At 53.8% G+C, this 20005-nt stretch carries 18 protein-coding genes; 1 reads left to right on the top strand and 17 read right to left on the bottom strand.

Going from position 1 to position 20005, the window contains the following annotated elements; translation table 11 throughout:
* Nucleotides 1-2: 2 nt before the first annotated feature.
* From raiA to KGZ92_02325, 17 genes are all read right to left on the bottom strand, one after another.
* Complete coding sequence (raiA, locus tag KGZ92_02405) at nucleotides 3-524, bottom strand: ribosome-associated translation inhibitor RaiA (protein MBS3888138.1); 522 nt, start codon at nucleotides 522-524, stop codon at nucleotides 3-5.
* A 100-nt stretch (nucleotides 525-624) separates the two neighbouring features.
* A complete protein-coding gene (locus tag KGZ92_02400) occupies nucleotides 625-828 on the bottom strand; it encodes a cold-shock protein (protein ID MBS3888137.1) in 204 nt (67 codons plus the stop codon).
* Between the two features lie 11 nt (nucleotides 829-839).
* Nucleotides 840-1331 carry a ComF family protein gene (locus KGZ92_02395; GenBank protein MBS3888136.1) on the bottom strand — a complete coding sequence of 164 codons (492 nt, stop codon included), beginning with the start codon at nucleotides 1329-1331 and terminating at the stop codon, nucleotides 840-842.
* Between the two features lie 159 nt (nucleotides 1332-1490).
* A complete protein-coding gene (locus KGZ92_02390) occupies nucleotides 1491-3665 on the bottom strand; it encodes an ATP-dependent RecD-like DNA helicase (protein MBS3888135.1) in 2175 nt (724 codons plus the stop codon).
* Nucleotides 3666-3686: 21 nt separating this feature from the next.
* Nucleotides 3687-4052 carry a hypothetical protein gene (locus KGZ92_02385; protein ID MBS3888134.1) on the bottom strand — a complete coding sequence of 122 codons (366 nt, stop codon included), beginning with the start codon at nucleotides 4050-4052 and terminating at the stop codon, nucleotides 3687-3689.
* Between the two features lie 105 nt (nucleotides 4053-4157).
* Nucleotides 4158-5348 (bottom strand): methionine adenosyltransferase, encoded by a 1191-nt coding sequence (gene metK, locus KGZ92_02380; GenBank protein ID MBS3888133.1) that lies wholly within the window; start codon nucleotides 5346-5348, stop codon nucleotides 4158-4160.
* Between the two features lie 35 nt (nucleotides 5349-5383).
* Nucleotides 5384-6190: a hypothetical protein gene (locus tag KGZ92_02375; protein MBS3888132.1), complete on the bottom strand. Its 807-nt coding sequence runs from the start codon at nucleotides 6188-6190 to the stop codon at nucleotides 5384-5386.
* A 66-nt stretch (nucleotides 6191-6256) separates the two neighbouring features.
* Entirely contained in the window at nucleotides 6257-10450 is a 4194-nt protein-coding gene (locus KGZ92_02370; protein MBS3888131.1) for a CoA activase, read from the bottom strand.
* A 229-nt stretch (nucleotides 10451-10679) separates the two neighbouring features.
* Entirely contained in the window at nucleotides 10680-11531 is an 852-nt protein-coding gene (locus KGZ92_02365) for a DegV family protein (protein MBS3888130.1), read from the bottom strand.
* Nucleotides 11532-11589: 58 nt separating this feature from the next.
* Nucleotides 11590-12897 carry an amidohydrolase gene (locus tag KGZ92_02360; protein MBS3888129.1) on the bottom strand — a complete coding sequence of 436 codons (1308 nt, stop codon included), beginning with the start codon at nucleotides 12895-12897 and terminating at the stop codon, nucleotides 11590-11592.
* An 86-nt stretch (nucleotides 12898-12983) separates the two neighbouring features.
* Nucleotides 12984-13562, bottom strand: a complete 579-nt coding sequence (locus KGZ92_02355; protein ID MBS3888128.1) for a thymidine kinase — start codon at nucleotides 13560-13562, stop codon at nucleotides 12984-12986.
* A 1-nt stretch (nucleotide 13563) separates the two neighbouring features.
* A complete protein-coding gene (udk, locus tag KGZ92_02350; protein MBS3888127.1) occupies nucleotides 13564-14199 on the bottom strand; it encodes a uridine kinase in 636 nt (211 codons plus the stop codon).
* Between the two features lie 107 nt (nucleotides 14200-14306).
* Nucleotides 14307-14960 (bottom strand): phosphate signaling complex protein PhoU, encoded by a 654-nt coding sequence (phoU, locus tag KGZ92_02345; protein ID MBS3888126.1) that lies wholly within the window; start codon nucleotides 14958-14960, stop codon nucleotides 14307-14309.
* An 11-nt stretch (nucleotides 14961-14971) separates the two neighbouring features.
* Nucleotides 14972-15739 carry a phosphate ABC transporter ATP-binding protein gene (gene pstB, locus KGZ92_02340; GenBank protein MBS3888125.1) on the bottom strand — a complete coding sequence of 256 codons (768 nt, stop codon included), beginning with the start codon at nucleotides 15737-15739 and terminating at the stop codon, nucleotides 14972-14974.
* Nucleotides 15733-16572, bottom strand: coding sequence for a phosphate ABC transporter permease PstA (gene pstA / locus KGZ92_02335; protein ID MBS3888124.1), 840 nt, complete (start codon nucleotides 16570-16572; stop codon nucleotides 15733-15735). Before pstA ends, pstB begins: the two co-directional genes overlap by 7 nt.
* Before the next feature lie 4 nt (nucleotides 16573-16576).
* A complete protein-coding gene (gene pstC, locus KGZ92_02330; GenBank protein ID MBS3888123.1) occupies nucleotides 16577-17431 on the bottom strand; it encodes a phosphate ABC transporter permease subunit PstC in 855 nt (284 codons plus the stop codon).
* Nucleotides 17432-17451: 20 nt separating this feature from the next.
* Nucleotides 17452-18300 carry a phosphate ABC transporter substrate-binding protein gene (locus KGZ92_02325; protein MBS3888122.1) on the bottom strand — a complete coding sequence of 283 codons (849 nt, stop codon included), beginning with the start codon at nucleotides 18298-18300 and terminating at the stop codon, nucleotides 17452-17454.
* A 296-nt stretch (nucleotides 18301-18596) separates the two neighbouring features.
* Between KGZ92_02325 and KGZ92_02320 the strand changes: the two genes are divergently transcribed.
* Nucleotides 18597-20000, top strand: coding sequence for an MBL fold metallo-hydrolase (locus tag KGZ92_02320; GenBank protein MBS3888121.1), 1404 nt, complete (start codon nucleotides 18597-18599; stop codon nucleotides 19998-20000).
* The last annotated feature ends 5 nt before the right edge of the window (nucleotides 20001-20005 follow it).

Genomic DNA, 20005 nt, shown 5'->3' with positions numbered 1-20005 from the left:
TCTTACACTTGTGGCTCGATGAGACCGTAGTTGCCGTCCTTGCGACGATAGACGACGTTCACGAGCTCAGTATCGCCGTTGTTAAAGACGAAGAAATCGTGCCCTAGCAAGTTCATTTGCATTACTGCTTCGTCCACCGTCATTGGTTTCATGGGGAAACGTTTCGTGCGCATCATGCGGGGAGTATCGTCTACTTCCACTTCGGTAGAAAGTGGCAACGAAGGCAGTGGTGTGCGCAGGCGCCGGGCTATTTTAGTGCGATAGCGGTCAACTTGCCGCTCTAGCTTTTCTACAACTAGATCAATGGACGCATACATGTCGGGGGATTGTTCCTCACCTCGTAAGATGAGCCCATTTACTCCGATGGTCACCTCTACCCGGTGATCCTCTCGAGCGATACTGAGAGTGACTTGTCCCTCTCCAGCGCCGTCGAAGTAGCGGTCGAGCTTCTTAAGTTTCTTCGTGACGTAATCCCGCAGTGCATCAGTCACTTCTACATTTTTACCTCTGACGCTCATCTGCATATGCTCAGCCCCTTTCCTACTCTATAGATACTATTCTCCTCTTACAGAATAAATCCTGCTAGAAAGGAAAAGAGAGGCCACAAAATGGCCTCTCTGTCGCTTATCTCTTGGTGACGTTGGCAGCTTGAGGGCCGCGAGGGCCGTCTACCACTTCGAACTCTACGTCTTGACCGTCGTCGAGGGACTTAAAGCCCTCGCCGCCAATGGCAGAAAAATGCACAAAGACATCTTGGCCACCATCAGTTGTAATAAAGCCGAAACCCTTTTGCTGATTGAACCACTTTACTTTTCCACGTTGTTTCACAAATGTACCTCCTAATATTTATTTGATCGGGGAAGGGCCATAGCCAAGACTACGACTACGACTTCTCTCGCACCTGCTACCTCTAACGCCTCTTTGCACGCTCTCACAGTGTTACCGGTGGTTAGCACATCGTCCACCAAGAGAACGCGTAAATCCTTGGGGTCAGCAGCCACATGAAAGGCACCATCTTGATTTGTCTGCCTTGCTAACCTAGAGAGAGTGTGTTGAGGCAGCGTGTTCTTGACCCGCACAAGAAGCTCCCGATACGGTATACCTTGCTCTCTCGCTAGTTCTTGGGCTAGCAAGTCGGCTTGGTTATATCCTCTCTGTATGTACCTACTCCTATGCATGGGTACTGCTGTCACGACATCGACAGGCGACGACTCGAGCAGTTTGCTGTGTCTTAGGGCACGCGCAAACAATCTCGCCAAGTGGGGCTGACTTCCGAATTTCATGTTGTGGATGCGGCGGCGCATCTCGCCTTCATAAGGCAGTAGTGCCATGACCCTACCTACTCCTGCCACTAGTCTCACCCGATGCGTTTGCAGAGAGAGAACACGCTCGTAGCAGCTAGCACAAAGAGGGGCGCGGGGTCGCCCGCAAACAACACAAAGGTTCTGGTCAGGAAACAAAAACTCTAGAAACTTACTGACAAGCTTCATCTACAACAGCCAACCTTGTTGCATAAGAAAAGCTAGACTAGTATATCTATCTTCGAGTTTATTGTTCTTGGTCGCAATGGCCACGGCTTTCTTGGTACCGACAAGCACCACCATCTCCTTCGCTCTCGTAATGGCCGTGTAGAGCAAGTTGCGCTGCAACATGATAAAGTGTTGCGTGGTAATAGGTATTACCACCGCGCGATACTCGCTACCCTGGCTCTTGTGTACGGAGATGGCGTAGGCATGGGTGAGCTCGTCTAGCTCGCCGGGACCGTAGTCAATATGACGAAATGACTGGCCGTCAGGATAGGCAACAGTGACTTCGCCTTCAGAATCTATATTCACAATCCTGCCGATGTCACCATTATACACTACTTTCGTGTAATTGTTGCGAACTTGCATAACTTTATCGCCTAAACGATAAATTGACCCCGAGATTTGTATCTCTCCCTTGCCTGGGGAGGCTGGATTAAGCCTTTCTTGCAGGCGCAAGTTGAGATTTTCTACCCCGCAGAGGGAACGACGCATAGGTGAGAGCACCTGAATATCGTCTATGGGGCGTAGCCGGTGCCCGCGCGGCAGTTCATTGGCGACCATGTCCAGCAGTACGTCCACGACTTTTTCGGGCTCTTCTGCGGCAATAAACTTAAAGTCACGGCGGTTAGTCGCGAGGTAGGGAAACTCGCCACTATTTATGCGGTGGGCATTCGTTATAATGAGACTTTCTTTGGCTTGGCGAAAAATCGTAGTTAGTCGCACCACCGGCACCAGCCCCGAGGCAATGATGTCGCGAAGCAAGTTGCCCGAACTTACCGAAGGCAATTGATCGGCATCGCCCACTAGCACCAAGCGACAGCCCACAGGCAAAGCACGCAGTAAATGATGAGCGAGGGTAAGGTCAAGCATAGAGGACTCGTCGAGAATAACCATGTCGCACCTGAGAGGGTTATCGACATTGCGCAAAAAAAGCGGCTTACCCTCTGCTTGACTATACTCAAGGAGGCGATGCACCGTCTTGGCCTCCTGCCCAGTAGACTCACTGAGCCTCTTAGCCGCCCGTCCCGTCGGGGCAGCAAGGTATACTGTGAGCGAGCGCGTGCTACAAAGGTGCAAGAGCGCCTTGAGAAGGGTGGTTTTGCCCGTACCAGGCCCGCCGGTGATGACCATAACCCCCTGCTCTAGGGCCATGGCCACGGCTTGCACTTGTTCCACCGCTAGCTTGATACCTTGTGTCGCCTCAAAAGCGGCAAGGCCACTCGTTAAATCTCTTGCCACGAGAGTAGTCTCCGCGCGGCAGAGCTCTCTTAGTCTAGCCGCTACATCTTTCTCGGTGGCAAAAACTTGTGCTCGATAGACGCGGCTCTCGCCTGCGGCCTCTAGGATGGCTAGGTTTTTACCCCGGACCAGCTCGTCGACCACCGCTTCCACCCTCGCCTCGGAGAGCCCCAATAGCTCGCCTGTTTTAGGCACTAACTTTTGGCGCGGCAAGTAGCAGTGCCCAGCACCTTCGCCCTCGCGCAAGACATACCGTAGCCCAGCCCCAATGCGCCTGTGATCGTCTTTGTCTAGCCCTAGTTCTTGCGCCAACTTGTCGGCCAGCACAAAACCAATGAGCGGAACTTCATCTGCCAGCCGGTATGGATTTTGGCGCACCATCTCTATGGTGTTCTCGCCGTAGTAACGGTAGATACGGGCGGCGAAACCAGGCGTAATGCCATGCCCATGCAGAAATACCATGGTGTTCTGCATTTCGCGCTTACCTTTAAGGCCTTCGATGACCGTGTTCGCTTTTGACTCGCCAAGACCCGGCACTTCCACGAGCCGCGACGGGTCGTGGTCGAGTATTTTTATGGTCTCGCGACCAAAATGAGCCACTATTTTTTGCGCGGTACGTGGCCCGACACCTTTTATAAGGCCTGAACCTAAGTACTTTTCGATGCCCGACAACTCAACAGGCACTCTCTCCACAAAACTAGTGACGGTAAACTGGCGACCGTACTGGGGGTGCTCGGAGTACTCGCCCTCCATCTCCACTTCTTGCCCGGGAGCGATAGAGGTAAATACCCCCACTGCTGTCAAGAGCGGCTTGTCCGCCACTTTAAGACGCAGAACCGTGTAGTGGTTGGTGGTATTGCGAAAAACGATGCGTTCGACGACGCCCCTAACTTTAACCAACCATCTCACTCCATCCTGTCCCTACAAACCAGAGTGTGCCGCAAACTTACTCTGCACTTCTTGCCTAATACCTTGCGGGGATAAATCGTTTGCTTCTATATAGCCCGTGCTGGGCAAAGTGTCAGGCAGTAGGCGGAGGGGGAGGTACTGCCCAAGTCTTAAGGCGATCGTGCGCGCCTCGGCATCCTCGGTGGCGAAGTAGACGGTGAGGTCGTAGACCGAGCCCTGCTCAGCGTAGTGGGCTAGGGCCCGCAAGGTCATTTCTACGTGCTCGGGGGAGTTGGCAAAGTCGATACCTAGTGCCTGAGCGCGCATCCCTCTTCCGACATGGCGCGCCATTTCTACTAAAGCGATCAGCATGGCTACCGCTAGCAGTACCCAACCCATATTGCCACCTCCTTGCCCTACTATATGCAGGGAGGCATCCAAAAGCTAACGCAGATATAACTAAAGCAAGTATAGCTAAAGCAAGTATAGCTAAAGCAAGTATAGCTAAAGCAAGTACTGCTGAAGAATAGCCACTTTATCTAGTCGCTCCCAGGGCAGATCAAGGTCAGGGCGACCGAAATGCCCATAAGCGGCAACTTGCCGATAAATGGGGGCCCGCAGACCCAAGTCGCGGATGATGGCTGCGGGGCGCAAATCAAAGTGACGATTGACGATCTCCGCCAGTTCAGCGTCACTGACGACGCCGGTACCAAAAGTGTCCACCATGATGGATACCGGGCTAGCCACGCCAATGGCATAAGCCACCTGAATTTCGCAACGCATGGCTAGTCCTGCCGCCACGATGTTTTTGGCCACGTAACGCGCGGCATACGCCGCTGAACGGTCAACTTTGGTGGGGTCTTTGCCGCTGAAGGCACCGCCGCCATGGCGGGCCGCGCCACCGTAAGTGTCAACGATAATTTTACGCCCCGTCAGGCCGGTATCTCCTTGCGGCCCCCCCACGACAAAGCGCCCGGTGGGATTGACGAGAAACTTGGTGTTAGCGTCTAGCAAGTGAGCGGGTATGGTGGTGAGTATGACTTCCTTGATAATGTCCTCGCGAATGGTGGCCAAGGGGATCTCCGGCTTGTGCTGTGCCGAGATAATCACGGTATCCACCCGCAAAGGCACCGCGCCTTCGTACTCTACCGTGACTTGCGTCTTGCCGTCTGGGCGCAAGTAGGGGATCTGGCGCTGCTTGCGCACTAGGCTGAGCTTTCTGGCCAACTCGTGAGCAAGGCTGATCGGCAAGGGCAAGTACTCAGGCGTCTCCTGGCAAGCAAAGCCAAACATCATGCCCTGGTCGCCCGCGCCAAGTCGCAAAGCTTCATCATCAACTTGTCCCTCGCGTAGCTCCAAGGCGCTGTCCACCCCTTGGGCAATATCCGGCGACTGTTCGTCGATGGCCGTCAGCACCGCGCAAGTCTCGGCGTCAAAGCCAAATTTAGCCCGCGTATAGCCAATTTCGCGCACAGTTTGTCGTACTAACTTTGGTATGTCAACATAGCAGGTCGTCGATATTTCACCCATGACCAAGACAAGCCCTGTGGTGACTGCTGTTTCGCAGGCCACCCTGGCCAGTGGATCAAGGGTTAAAATCGCATCTAGTACGGCATCGGAAATTTGATCGGCGATTTTGTCAGGGTGTCCCTCTGCGACTGATTCTGATGTAAAAAAATGTCTGTGCCCCACCATGTGGTCTACCTCCTCCATTTGTGCGGGCGTGCCCCTTAGCGCTCGGGGGTACTTCGCACCAAGTAGTAATGCATCAAAGAAACACTGACGTACACGCTGAGCGTATGCGTCGCGACTAGGGCTCCCAGCCAAAATACAGGGCCTACACCACGCTGCAGCGCGATATTGCCTGACCACTGCAGAAAGAAAACCGCACCGAGGAATAAGAAATTAGTGCCGGCGAAGCTTACGCCCACCTGCAGGGCCTGTCTTAGACTTAACTCGCCGAGAGCCAGCACACGCGGCCACATACTAAGAAGCACCACCATACTGGCTAAGATCAGTGTACCGGCTGACAGGCGCGAGCCATGGGCGTAAAGCAACTGCTCGAGTTGTGCCAGGGGAAAGTCGGCTAGGGGAACCCCCGGTACCTGTAATTTGCCCAGTTCGGCGAATATGGGCCAGCCAAAGCCGATAATGAACAGTGCGTAGCACAAGTAGTTGATAAGGCTACCGCCGATAAATTTGGCAAACAGCTTGCGGATGCCGAGAAAAAAATGGCCCGTGTCCACCCTCTCCCCTAGTGCCGCCTGCCCCTGCAAGTACATGGTCCCCGCATTAACAGCGGCTAAGACCGCCACAGAGGCCATCGCCAAGACAAGCATTGTCCCCGCCCAAGGCAGCGTACCTAAGGGCAGGCCCATACCGCCTTGGACCGGCATGGCTGGCAGCAGTATGATCATAACCAGCAAGACTATAACGGCCATGGCAGTGCTAAAAAGCGGTGGAAACCACAGCACTACTAAGTTGCCGCTAATGGTTTGGTGCGCCTTTACTAGGCAATTTTTAACGAGCTCTCTCATACAGCCATTATCACCTCTTTGCAGCCATTGTAGCATGCTGCGAACAGCTACTGCAATCTGCTAGCCTTAGCGGAGAAGCCGCTCGCGCGTGGCGTGCAGCCTCTTTACCTGCAAGACAAAACTCTCGAGCCTAGCTTCGATAACGGGTGGGTAGGGACTACCGTCACTCTCGATACTGATGAAAGGCAAGTGGGGATGGGCTAGGACAATCTTTTCAACTAAGGACGGGTCGGCACAAATATCTTTCTTCTCAGTGTCGATGGTCTCTTTAAGGAGCGACTCGGCAATGCGCGCCGGCATGCAGCCAAAGGGACCGATGGCCATGACGCCATCCACTCTGTCTACGATATCGTTCAGGCCGCAAGCCAAGGTCAAAATGGCCTCTCCTGTCAGCTCGGGGTTTATTAGATGCGATACGCTGCCGACTAGTTGCTTAATATCAATCAGATGATAATCATAAAGGTTTGAGCGGACTAGGGCCTCTTTGATAATCCGTTCATAACGCTCCATAATGAGGGCTTTGCCCCACGACTTTAATGGCTGCAAGGTGCTGACTGGGCCGCGCAAACCTCGCGCCGCCAAGTAGTTGGTGTAGTACACCCACTCCACAACCGGGGCCATGAGTACGACTACCCCTTTTTCCGCTAGGCGCTCCACTAAGTACCTCTGGGATAATCCGTCGCGGCGCACATAAATTTCGCCGATCAGGGTCACCTTGGTCGCCTTGGCCAGTGGCGTGTGCAGGGGAATGCCCGCTAAGAGGTTCGCCACATGGCGAAGTGTTTTTACTAAATCGCCAAAACCCTGCGTGGCAATCGCCTTGAGCAAGATTTCCTCTCCATGCCTGTAGGTGGCGAGCGCACTAGGCTTGTCGAGCGCTAGGGTCAAAACAGCGGCACGGATCTCTTCCATGACGTCGCCAATGTGGGTAGCCCACAGGGCCCGCAAGGTAAACATACTGCCTAGACCCGCGTAGCTATCTTTAGAGGAAAGAGACATTAAAGCCAGATTCTCAATTTCTTGTTTGTGCACAAGCATCTTAGTCAGTACATTGTACTGCGCAAAACGGCAGGAGCCGCTCGTTGTGGGCATAAAGTAGATGGTCATCTCACCTGTAGGACGCGTATCGAGGTAGTTATGCAAGGAGCCCATCGTCAAAATGAGGGGCAAACACTCTTTGCAGGTAGTGTAATTCTTGCCGCGCGTCAAGTCGGCCTCGCTTGGCGGGGGCAGGGGCACGGCCGTGATGCCGAAATGACTGAACATAGCAGCGAGAAGGCGCGTGCTAAAATCACCCATGGTGGGTATGAGCACTTTGACGCGATTGTCTGACAAGGGCAGGCTCTCACCCGCGGAGGAGCGGAACAGCCACTTCTTGCCGACCTTCACTACTTCCGCTGGTACAAAGGTTTTGTTTGGCACAACCTGCGACTTATGCCCGGCACCAAAACGCTTGATAATGTCAAGAAAGGCGTCGATGCGCGTATCAATGCCGGCATCAGCGGTGTGTGAGTCGAGCTCGAGTGTCAACGAGGGCTTTTCTTGCATTATCTCGCGGAAGTAATTCAGGATAAAGGAGTCTGGCCCACAACTAAAATTAGTAACGTAGCAGCCAAAGAGTTTTGGGTTGGCGGCCACTACCTTGGCTGCCTTAAGAATGCTCATGCCGGCGGCCCAGTGCATAGTGTCGATGGGGGGCTCGCCGTCGCAGTCTAGCATGTCATGTGGAATAACCATAATGCCCCGCGAGGCGAACTTGTGCGGCACGCCCATGTTCGCAAGGTCTAAAAAGGCATTGTAGGCCCGGCCAAAAAGCACGATGGCGGGTTTATCTGATTCGGCTAGGCGCGCTAGTGCTTGCCGCCCTAACTCTTTCAAGCCTTCGCCAAAGTTATCTTGTGCCACAACCGCGCGCCGAAAAGCCCGTGCAGCATCAGACTTACTGACATTAAGCTCGGCTCCTAACGAGAGCATCGCCTTTTCTGCTTCGTCAAAACTGCTTTGCATATTAAGTACCGGGGAGAGCAGTTTAATGCCCTCTAGTTCGGCTTTAAAGAGGCGGCGGAGAACATAGGGCTCGCCTTGGATGAGGGGACAAGTGGTGCTCGGTGGCGCGCCATTCGTTATGGGAGTAGCGCGTACATGGGGCATCAGAATAAAGTCTGGTCGCTCTCGGATTAGGTTCAACATAAAGCCATGGGCCATGTCGAGGGGGTAGCAGAAGGGGGCATTCCGTCTCTCTATGCCTTCGCGGTCTAGGGTCTCGGACAAAACGATGTCAAAGCCTAGGTCTGCCAAGAAGGCATGGTAGAAAGGGTAGAGATTATTGGTCATGAGCGACTTACTGATGCCGACTGTCTTACCAATTCGCACCGCAGGAACAAGCGGGCGGTTATAGAGCAATTTTTGCCGTTCCGCCACTAGGTTGAAAAGTGCGCTCTCATGGTTCTCTGCAAAGCGCTCATTGTAGTACTTGTTACAGGCCCCACCAAAGGGATAGGTTCGCTCGGCCACTTTAATGCGCGCGATGGTGCATTTGCGGTCGCATTTCTCCTTACCGCCGGCACAGACAAAGGTTTGACCATATTCTACCTCACGCCGGGAGAGCTCTCGGAGATCGAATGCTCCCTTCGGGAGGAGTCCTGACTCAATTTTATGCCCTACTTCTAAGGCCACCCCAAAGGCACCCATTAAGCCGGGGTCGGGTGGCACCACTATATCACGGTCGGTAAGAGCGGCCATCGCTAAGGGCACAGCCTTGTTGTAGCAGACCCCACCCTGCATAAATATTTTGCGCCCTACCTTACGGCTGCCCTTGACCCGGGTGACGTAATTTTGGCAGATGGCGTAGACAAGACCCGCTGCGATATTCTCGCTGGTAATGCCTTCTTGAATGGCCGTCTTAATGTCGCTCCCAATAAAGGCGGCACACTGGTCGTTAAAATTGGGCGGCTTGTCTCCCTGGAGTGCGTAGGCGGCAATGTCTTCTGTCGGGACACCCAGTGTCTCCTTGGCTGCTTCCTCGAGAAATGAACCCGTGCCCGCCGAACAAGCCTCGTTCATGGCGTAATCTGCAGGGACGCTGTTGACAATGTAGGTGTACTTGGCGTCTTGCCCCCCAATTTCAAACAGGGTATCTACCGCGGGGTCAAAGTGCACGGCAGCGGTAGTGTGGGCAATGATTTCGTTAATAATACCGCGCGTCAAGCCATGCAGCCCCACTATTTGTCGACCTGAGCCTGTAACTCCCAGCCCGATGATGTTTAGTCGAGCTGGCACTTGCTCGGCGAGAGAAAGATAGCATTGTTGTGAGGCCCGCACGGGGTCGCCATCAGTACGCAGGTACTTGCCGGCGACAATGGCCCTGTCCGAAACACGTAGTAGCACCGCCTTGGTGGTGGTAGAACCTGCGTCTAGACCAATAATGTACTCATCGCCCTCTGTCGCTTCTGCCCAAGGGTGCTCCTTGAAGGACACCCGATGCGCAAATTTTGACAACGCGGGAAGAAACTCAAAGGAAGACGCGTCCGCCTTAAACAAGGGGGTCTTGTCCCATTGTTTTCCATGTTCGGCAGCCCACAAAGCCGCCCCTAACGCTTCAAAGGAGTCGACGTAGTCGGGTATAACAATGTTAAAGCCGTCTCGGCCTAGGTAGCTAGTGACCGTCTTGTTCTTGGCTACCCCACCCACTAGTAAAACGCTTTTGGCGGGCGTCTTTTTCAGCAGCTCCGTTATTTTACCCGCCATCATCCGGCCAAGACCAGCCACCACGCGCCCTTTGGCGGTACCTTTGTTTAGGGCATGGGTGCAGTCGCTCTTGCTAAACACAGAGCAGCGATCGGCAATCTTGTAGGGCGAGTCAAGCAAGGCTTGCTCCCCTGCCTCGGCAGAATTAAGGCTCATGCGGCGAATCTGCTGCAAGAAAAACTCACCCGTTCCTGAAGCACATTTATTACCAACATGCACTGTGGCGATGCGAGCTGCGGCATCTAGCTCGTAGACTATAAAGTTCTCCCCGCCGGCGCTGACTACAGCCCCCAGCGGCGGTAGCTCTTCCTTAAGATAGTGAAGGGCAAGCTCCGTGGCCTCCGGTTCAGAGATAACAGGCAACAGCACTTGCTCTTTAAATTTATGCCCAGTCAATGCGATATGCGAATGCGGCTGCACATGCTCCGCCAGTAGGTCGCGCAGTACCCTGCGGGCATCGCCGCCGTGGGCTTGGCAAGCTTGCCGCTCCAGAACAAAGACGCCCTCGCGCATAACTCCGGCCACAAGCTTAATATTGGATGAACCTAAGCATATCCCAACCAGATGTTTATCGCTCAAACAAATCACCTCTTATCCATTGTACAATATATCTTGGCACTTAGACAGATTTCGCATCCTGCCGGCGTAAGCGCCACGAATAGACGGCATGAAAGATGAGCGACCATATGCGCGGGCATGTAGTCGCTCATGGCTTAACATTTGTTCTCGTCTCGAGTTCCGGTTACTTCTTTAGCCCATTGACAAACTCCACGGGCAGGGCACTGACGGCTATGGTACCTGGCCCGCCATGCACGACGAGGGAGGCGGTAAGGTCGGTGACCACAAAGTAGTCTACCTTTAACTCTGCTTCAAGCAACTTTTGGCATTGGGCAGCTAGAGCTTGGTCTTCGGCGTGCATCACTGCTATAGCGAGCGGTTTGTCGCCGTATTTTTCCTTTAAAAGGCTGACAATCTCTTTGAGTGCGCCCGGCATGCTGCGCGATTTGGAGACAACCTCGACCACACCGTCGTTAAAACTCATAATTGGCTTGACGGAGAGCAAGGAGGCAATCAGTGCTTTAGCAAAGTTAACGCGGCCGCTGCGCTGCAAGTACTTCATCGTGGGCACTGTTAAAAAGGTGGCCACCTTTGCTCTGGCTTGTTCGGCAACTAAAATGGTCTCTTCAAGCGTGGCGCCCTCTCTGGCCTTAAGTGCGGCGGCTATGGCCTGCCACCCCCCACCCAGAGCGGCATGGGCGCTATCGTGCACCAATACCCTGGCCTTGTTCGTCATAGTAGAGGCTAGGCTGGCAGACTGATGCGTTCCACTCGACTTCGACGTCAGATGAATGGAGGCAATCTCCCCACCGAGCGAGTCGTACATCTCGAGAAAATCACCGGGAGAAGGCTGGCTGGTACTCAGTTGCTTAGACTCGCCGATGAGGGCGATTAGTTCACCGCGTGAGGCATCGACGCCTTCACGGTAAGTTTTACCATCAATCGTCACACTCACGGGCACTACAGAAATGCCCAGTTCAAGAACTATATCTTGCGGAACATTGAGGGCGCTGTCGACTACTACTTTTACTGTCAATGCAATCACTCCTTCGTTCTATTATGACGCTACACTTACAGGTTAGTGTCGCCCTAACTCAGGAAAGGAGATTTTGCCACATGCTTAGGTATGACTCGCGCGTATAAGCCGGCCTAAACTTGGCCTTGGCCTCGAGAGCTTTAGCCGCCCCGTGCGACAACAAGTCAACCACAGTCATAGCCATGATCTTGGCAGGAATAATGTAGGCCCACTCCGTATCCGGCATCACAAAATCAGAGGCGTGGGCGCGGCCCTTGGCCCCGCCGATGTAAGGATGCAGGGTGGGCATAATGTGGCTGATATCGCCTATGTCACTCGAGCCCGCGCCGTGGCGGCCTTCGTAGAGCAAGCGCTCCCCAACTAGTGCCGCAGCATTTTGACGAAACACCTCGGACATGACGCTCTCGTTCCGGCGCGGCAAGTAGCCTGGCAGCTGCACAATATCTACCTCGGCCCCGACGGCGATGGCCCCCCCATGGAGGGCGCGGTCTACCTTGCGGCTGGCATCGAGAATTGCTTCCATAGTGGCACCGCGCACATATGTCTCCATGCGCACATCTGCCGGTATAACATTGACCAAGTCGCCACCCTTGGTGATTATAGGGTGCACTCTAATGTGGTCGTCGTCCCTAAAAGTCTCGCGCTGGGCATGAATGGCCATCATGGCTAGCATGGCCGCATTGAGAGCGTTTACTCCCGTGTGGGGAGACCCTCCGGCATGCGCTTCGCGACCGGTAAACTTAGCCATCTTGCCAATGAAACCGTTGCTCGTCCCTCCTATGGTGATGCGAGGGGTCAGTTCACTGCTTTGGTGGAACATCAAGCACATATCGATATCATCTAGGGCGCCGATGGCCAAGAGCTCTTGCTTGCCGCCTAGGAAAGAAATCTTACCCTCGAGACGCAGCTTCTGCCGGTACTCTAGCTCTACGTATTCCTCGGCGGGAACGGCAAAAAGGACGACGTCCCCCGCGAGATGCTCCATGGAGCCACTGTAATGTAGCCCGAGCGCGGCCCCCATCATGCCAGCCACTTGGGCGTGGTGCCCGCAGGCGTGGGCGGCCCCAGTCAGGGCATGGGCAAAAGGATGCCCCGGGCAGACTAGCGCGTCGAGTTCACCCATAAGCGCCAGCTTCACCTTGTGGGAGCCGCCTGGCATGACAGCCCGCACTCCAGTGAGGGCCAAATGCTCCACAGGCTTAAGCCCCATCTCGCGCATCATCTCTGCCACTGCTCTACTGGCCTCTACCTCTTTGTACCCTAGCTCGGGGTGATGCAGCAAGTAGGTGCCTAAAGCTATGATCTCTTCCTGACGTGCGTCGATGACGGCACAAACTTCTCTTTTGAGCCGCAAAACATCTACCATCCGCCTAACCCCCCTGCCGCGGCATCTACGATGCCGCCAGGCCTCTTTACTGTCTAGGTTTATGCCGCGAAGGCTTGGCCCTAGACCTAGGCTTCTTCGTTCTCCTCTTTAAGAGACCAGCACTCACGGCAGCGCGCCTCGTATGATTCAAGCCCACCGACTTGAATCTGGGGGTCGTGCACTGAAGCAGGCTTGCCATCCACGAGTCGCTGACTTATATAGCCTTTGCTGCCGCACTGAATACAGATGGCGCGCAATTTGTCTACTTCGTTGGCGATAGCCAAGAGATGCGGCATGGCGCCAAAGGGCCTGCCGGCAAAATCTAGGTCCAGACCAGCCACAATGACCTTCTTGCCTAGCTCCATCAACCCATTGACGACAGCAATCGTCCCCTCGGGGTCAAAGAACTGAGCTTCATCAATGGCCACAATGGAGGTAGTGGGTGCTAGCAGGGGGATAAGATCCCTAATATCATTTAAGGCGTAGGCGTCGTGCTGCCTGCTGTCATGCGCCACCACGCTGGTGGCATGGTAGCGACCATCGAGAGCGGGCTTAAATAACTGCACTTCTTTTCGTGCGTACTTAGCACGATTTATACGGCGTATTAACTCACTAGACTTACCACTGTACATGCCGCCGCAGATTACCTCTAAATAGCCCCGCATGTTACTCTTCCCCTCTCGCTAGCGCACTGACCTGCAAGGCATGGCGGAGACGCGCAGCAATGAGGGCCGTAGCCGCCTTGTTAAGGCCGCCTTCGGGAATGATGACGTCGGCATGTCTCTTGCTCGGCTCCACATATTGTTCGTGCATGGGTTTAACAGTGGCTATATACTGCTGAACGACCGACTCCATGGTGCGGCCGCGTTCCGCCAGATCACGCGTGAGGCGGCGCAGTATGCGAATGTCGGCGTCGGTGTCGACAAAAACCTTAAGATCATAGTGATGGCGTAAGCTAGGACTGTGTAGGGCTAGTATGCCTTCTACTATAATGAGCTCACGCGGCTCTAGAGGCTGCCTGTCGGCGTGACGAGTATGGCTCGCAAAGTCATAGCGCGGCCCCATCACCATGCTTCCCTGGCGCAAGGCCTCGAGGTGAGCCATTAACAAATCGTCCTCAAAGGCGTCGGGGTGATCATAATTCTGTACTACTCGCTCTGGCATCGGTAAATGGGATTGATCGCGATAGTAATTATCGTGCCGAATAAGTAGGGTCTGCCCGGCGAAATTCTTAATCATGTTTTCAGCCAATGTACTTTTCCCTGAGCCAGTTCCGCCCGCTATGCCTACTATATATGGCAAAGAATGTCCCTCCCACAGTTGTTGTTTCCTTGCCTATAGTACTACAATACGCGTGAATTTGCTAGGCAAAAAGGTGTGCAGAGCGCACACCTTTGGCCTAGGAACTACTACTTCTTATACGGTATTTTTGTGCCTGTGGCAATGTAGGCAACGGTTTCGGCGACATTAGTAGCATGATCGGCAATGCGCTCAATTTGAATCGCCACGATAAGGAGCGGCAAGGCCTTGGGCACGAGCGAGGCATCAACTGACATCATGCCGCGCAGTTCCACCAATATACGCTCGCACAAATCGTCAACTAGATCGTCCCGATTCCACACTTCATTGGCTAGAGCCACGTCGGAGTTAATTAAGGCGTTTAGGGAATCGACCAGCATCGATGAGGCCAGATCTACCATTTTAGGGATATCGACCAGCGGCTTGATAAGGGGGCGCGGCAAGAGGCGCGCTTGCTCCACAATATTGGTCGCGATGTCGGCCACACGCTCTAGATCAATGGCCAGACGCATCGCACCCACTATGCGGCGCAAATCCTGCCCTACGGGCTGCTGTTTAGCAATAAGCTCAGCACACAAGGCGTCAATCTCGACCGCCATCTCATCCATGATAAGCTCCATTTTGTCGACTTCCTCGCCTGTCTCGGGATGCCCAGTGCGCAGCGCCTCGAGAGAAAGCCGAAGCATCTGCTCCGCCCGGCCACCCATGGAGAGCAATTTGGAATGCAATTCGGCCAAGTCTTCTTGAAATTTTTGTCTTAACACACTGCGCCCCCCTATCCCATTCTGCCACTGATGTAGTCATCGGTACGTTTATCCCTAGGTGTGGTGAAAATTTTGCGTGTGACGTCAAACTCGACTAATTCCCCACCCAAGAGAAAGGCGGTGTAGTCAGATACGCGTCCTGCTTGCTGCATATTGTGGGTTACTACGACTACTGTCAACTCCTGCTTTAGCTGCAGCATAAGGTCTTCAATCTTGGCCGTAGCGGCAGGGTCTAGTGCGGAAGCAGGTTCATCCATAAGCAAGACCTCAGGATCAACAGCTAGAGCGCGGGCGATACAGAGACGCTGCTGCTGCCCACCTGAAAGGGCCAGGCCTGAAGCATTAAGCCTGTCTTTAACTTCTTCCCAGAGCGCAGCCTGCTTGAGCGACCTTTCGACAATGACGTCTAGCTCGGCCTTAGACTTCTGTCCTTGCAGGCGCGGGCCGTAAGCCACATTGTCATAAATACTCTTAGGAAAGGGATTTGGCTTTTGAAACACCATGCCGACGCGCCGCCTAAGCGCGACTACGTCAAGCTTAGGATCATAAATATTAGCACTGCCAATAGTGGCCTCCCCCTGCACGCGCATGCCACCTATATGGTCGTTCATGCGGTTCATGGAGCGCAACAGGGTAGACTTGCCAGAGCCTGAGGGCCCGATTATGGCCGTAATTTCTTTCTCTAAGAAAGTCATGCTTACGCCCTTAATGACATGGAGAGCACTATAGTATATTGAAACGTCCCGCAAAGTAATCTTTGGTTTTTGTAAATTTACCAACTCTTATTTCTCCTTTCCTGCTCCCGCCAAATGGTGGCTCCAACCTGCATGGTGAGAACCAAGAACAGGAGTACGGCCGCGGTAGCCCACATGCGTTCAGGGGGCATGGCAGGTATCTGTGTCGCCGAAATGTAGAGGTGATAGGGCAAGGCCATAAAGCGACTCATGAACGAAGATGGCAAACCCGGCAAGGCAAAGGCAGCGCCAGTAATGAGAATGGGCGCGGTCTCTCCCGCGGCACGGGCCATGGCCAAGAGCGTGCCGGTCACAATACCAGTACGCGCACAGGGAAGGACAATAGTCGAGACTGTCTGCCAACGATTAGCCCCTAGCGAGAGAGAAGCCTCACGAAAGGAGGTAGGAACGCCGTAGAGCGCCTGCCTAGTAGCCGTAACGACCAGGGGCAAAGTCAAGGCGGCGAGCGTAAGTGAGGCCGAAAGAATAGAAGGACCAAACCCCAGCATGATCACGAAGACTGCGTAGCCGAACAAACCAAAGACGACTGAGGGCACGCCTGCCAGGTTAATAAGGGCCATCTCGAGGATCCTCGTAAGGCGGTTACTCGGGGCGAACTCCGCTAGGTATATGCCTGCCCCTACTCCGATAGGCAGCACAGCTAAGCTTGTACCAAACATCAGCCAAACGGTGCCAACTATAGCCGGCAAGATGCCCCCCTCTATACCGCGGCGCACGGGCATGGCCGTGACAAACTCGAGGCTTAGCGCGGGGAGAGCCATAATGAAGATATAGAGCACCGCGGAAAGCGGTGGCAGCACAGCAATACCAAGCGCCAAGAGACACGCTAATTCTTTGAGTGAGTACTTAGTTCGCACCGCCCTACCTACCCTTCTTGCCGACTATCACCGATGCCGCAACGGCATTGACAGCCAGCGTAATGAGAAAGAGCATTAGACCTGCCGTAAAGAGGGCATGATACTGCACGCTAAAGCGCGCGGCATTGTTTACCTCGGAGGCAATGAGTGCGGTAATGGGCCGCATGGGGTCAAAGATACTGCCAGGAGTAGCCAGCCTACCGCCGGCAATCATGAGTACCGTCATGGTTTCACCAATTGCTCTGCCTATGCCCAAAAGCACAGCCGCAGCGATGCCGCCTCGTGCCGTGGGCACAACCACTCGCCAAATAGTCTGCCAGCGACTAGCCCCCAGTGCATACGAAGCCTCGGCATACTCGCGCGGCACATTTCGTAGCGCCTCTTCAGACAAACTGATGAGGGTAGGCAGAATCATGACGCTGAGCACTATACCGGCACTAAAGCCAGTCAACCCCGTGGGCAAGTTAAAGAAGTCGGCCACCGCTGGGGCTACTAGCTTAAGTCCTAAGAAGCCGAACACCACGGAGGGTATGCCCGCTGTAACTTCAAAAATAGAGCGAAAGACAACACTTATGCCGTGGGGCAGGAGCTCAGCTAGACTCACGGCCGCCAGCACGCCAAAAGGCACGCCGACAACAATGGCTAAGGCCGTAATCATGGCCGAACTGACCAGAAAACCACGGATCTGAAAAACGGGAGGAAGGGAGACCGGCAACCACCGATCTCCCGTGAAGAATTCAAGTGAAACATGCTCCACTATAAACGGCCACGACTGCTGCACCAAGAAGGCGAAAATTAAGGCCGTAATGAGAAGCACTGTGTAACCTGCCATGGTGACGAGCTTTTGTTGGTATGGCAAGCGTTAACCCCCTAACCTCACTAACGAATAGGTACGAACTCGAGACTGCGCACGACTTGTTGGCCCTTATCGCTCAAAACAAAATCAACATAGGTCTTGAGGGCACCGGTCAGTTCGCCTACGACAAAGAAATATAGCGGGCGTGCGAGCGGATAGGTTTTGGCCAGAACCGATTCAACCGAGGGTAGCACGGCAGCACTGGCGTCATCCGCCTTAATACCAACCGTCTTGATGGTCGGCCTAAGGAAACCTAGACCGACATAACCGATAGCGTTAGGATTACGCGCAATCTCTTGATAGAGGGCTTCTGTAGAGGGCATCATCATAGTGTCAGGGTGATATTCGGCGTCTCTCTTTTGACCACGCTCTTGCACCACAAACTCGCGGAAGAAGACGAAGGTGCCTGAAGTGGTGTCACGAGAAAGAATGACTATGGGAGCGTCATTGCCGCCGAGCTCTTTCCAGTTTCTTACTTCGCCGCGGTAAATCTGGCCCAATTGCGCCAGTGTCAGTTCATTAACAGGGTTAGAGGGATGTACAGCTACAGCAAGGCCGTCCCACCCAACGATAATCTCATGCAGAGTGCCACGAGCAGCTGCCCGCGCTCTTTCTTCGGGACGAAGATCGCGAGAGGACTGAGCAATGTTGGTGCGTCCTTCAATAAGTGCGGCAACACCTGCACCAGAACCGCCACCTGAAACGGCCACTTCGATGTTGCGATTAGTCTTCATGAACTCCTCTGCCAAAGCAGCGCCTAGGTTAACCATGGTGTCAGAGCCGGTTACATCTAGAGTGGTTTTTTGGGGTTGACAGCCAATCGCCACCAGGGCCAAGGCCGTAACAAGCACAAGCATGACTATTTTCTTCACAAAAGATCCCCCTTACTTGTAGTTGATTGGTACCACTTCATCGTACCGCCATGTAATTAAGGCTACAACAAGCACATGTTAAAGAAGCGTTAAATCATGTGGAGATGTCATGAGGATCTATAAAATCAACAGATCACAAGCGGTAATCATACAAAACACAATTTTCCGCAAAAAAACGCCATTGTAATTGACAGGCTTTGGCTCGTACTATAAGCTAGTCTGTACCGTTGAAACAGCGAGGCAACCCTCGACACGGTACCATTGTCTGGGACATTTACTGCTAGGAGGCATACTCTATGACAAAAAATCCTACCCACATGCGCTTTTGGTCCGGTCTTAAGTCAATTGGCGGGACCGTCATCTCTCTTGAGTCAGGCTGCCACCGTCTCGTCTTTGATTTTGGCTTAAGCTACAGCCCCGGCGAGGCGGTGCTTGATGGCCAGGTGAGAACGCGCCCCTCTTCCTTAGTCGCTGACTACTTGCGCCTTAATATGATTCCCCCCCTTGACGGTATCTATAGCCGCGCGGCTCTTGGTACATTTTCTGCTTTGCCTGCTGCGGAAGAAAGCCCCTGGCAGACGGCTGTGTTAATTTCGCACTTACACCTCGACCACATGGGTGCCATGGGCTTAGTGCACCCGGAAGTGCCAGTATATCTTACACAAGATTCTTGGCGCCTGTACCACGCGCTCTCTGAAATTGGGGAGGGCGTGCCGCAGGCTAGGGCTTACACTCCCTGTGAGTATGACCGACCATTTAAACATGGCCCCTTTGTAATCACGCCGCTTGCTGTCGACCATGACATTCCTGGTGCTTGTTCTTTTCACATCGAGACACCAGGGGGTTCGATACTCTATACAGGTGATTTTCGCCTACATGGGGGGCGTGCCGAGGTAGCTCGCACCTGGCTAGAGAAGGCCAAGACCTTGGGCGTGGATATACTTATCTCCGAAGGAACAACGCTTAGAGCCCAAGAAGAAGGCGAGACAGCGCCACTCCTTGGCGACTCTACGCTGCCGGAGACACTCGCTACCGAAGCCCATTTACCAGAAAAGATGCATACTATTATTAATAGCACCCCCGGACTTGCGGTGTTTAATCTTTATCACCGCAACCTCACGCGCCTGTCCACCATGCTTGATGTCGGCAAGATGAACAATCGTCAGACTGTCTTGGAGCCTGAGACCGCTTACATGGCCAAAGAATTACTGCACAGGGATGACTTTAGCGTGTACATCGGTGAAAATACCCAGGCTCTACTCCAGGGAGGCGCTTGCCCGGCTTGGAAAAGCAATATCTTGGCACAATTCCCCCACGTTACAGCGGCCCTAATTCGTAGCAACCCCGAGCAATATTTTGTGCAAAATAGCTATGTTAACTGCCTAGAGCTACTCGACCTGATGGAAATAGGCGGCTGCTACATTCATTCTAACGGCATGCCCCTCGGCCCCTTTGACCCCGCGCATCCACGCTTAAAGAAACTACTCGAGAGAGTTGGCCTTTCTTACCACTACGCGGGCACCTCGGGCCACGCCCTGCCGCAACACTTGCAGTATGCCTGCGACACCATCGCCCCAAAAGTACTCGTTCCGCTACATAGCTTTAACCCCGGACGACTACAGGCTAACCACGGCCGGCAGCTACTGCCAGAACTCGACATCTACTACCGCATAGAGAATGGCGACCTTCTACCGCTTTAGGATGG

It is taken from the genome of Bacillota bacterium (genome assembly GCA_018333655.1).
Taxonomy (GTDB): domain Bacteria; phylum Bacillota; class UBA994; order UBA994; family UBA994; genus BS524.
This window is presented reverse-complemented; position numbering and strand designations above follow the sequence as displayed.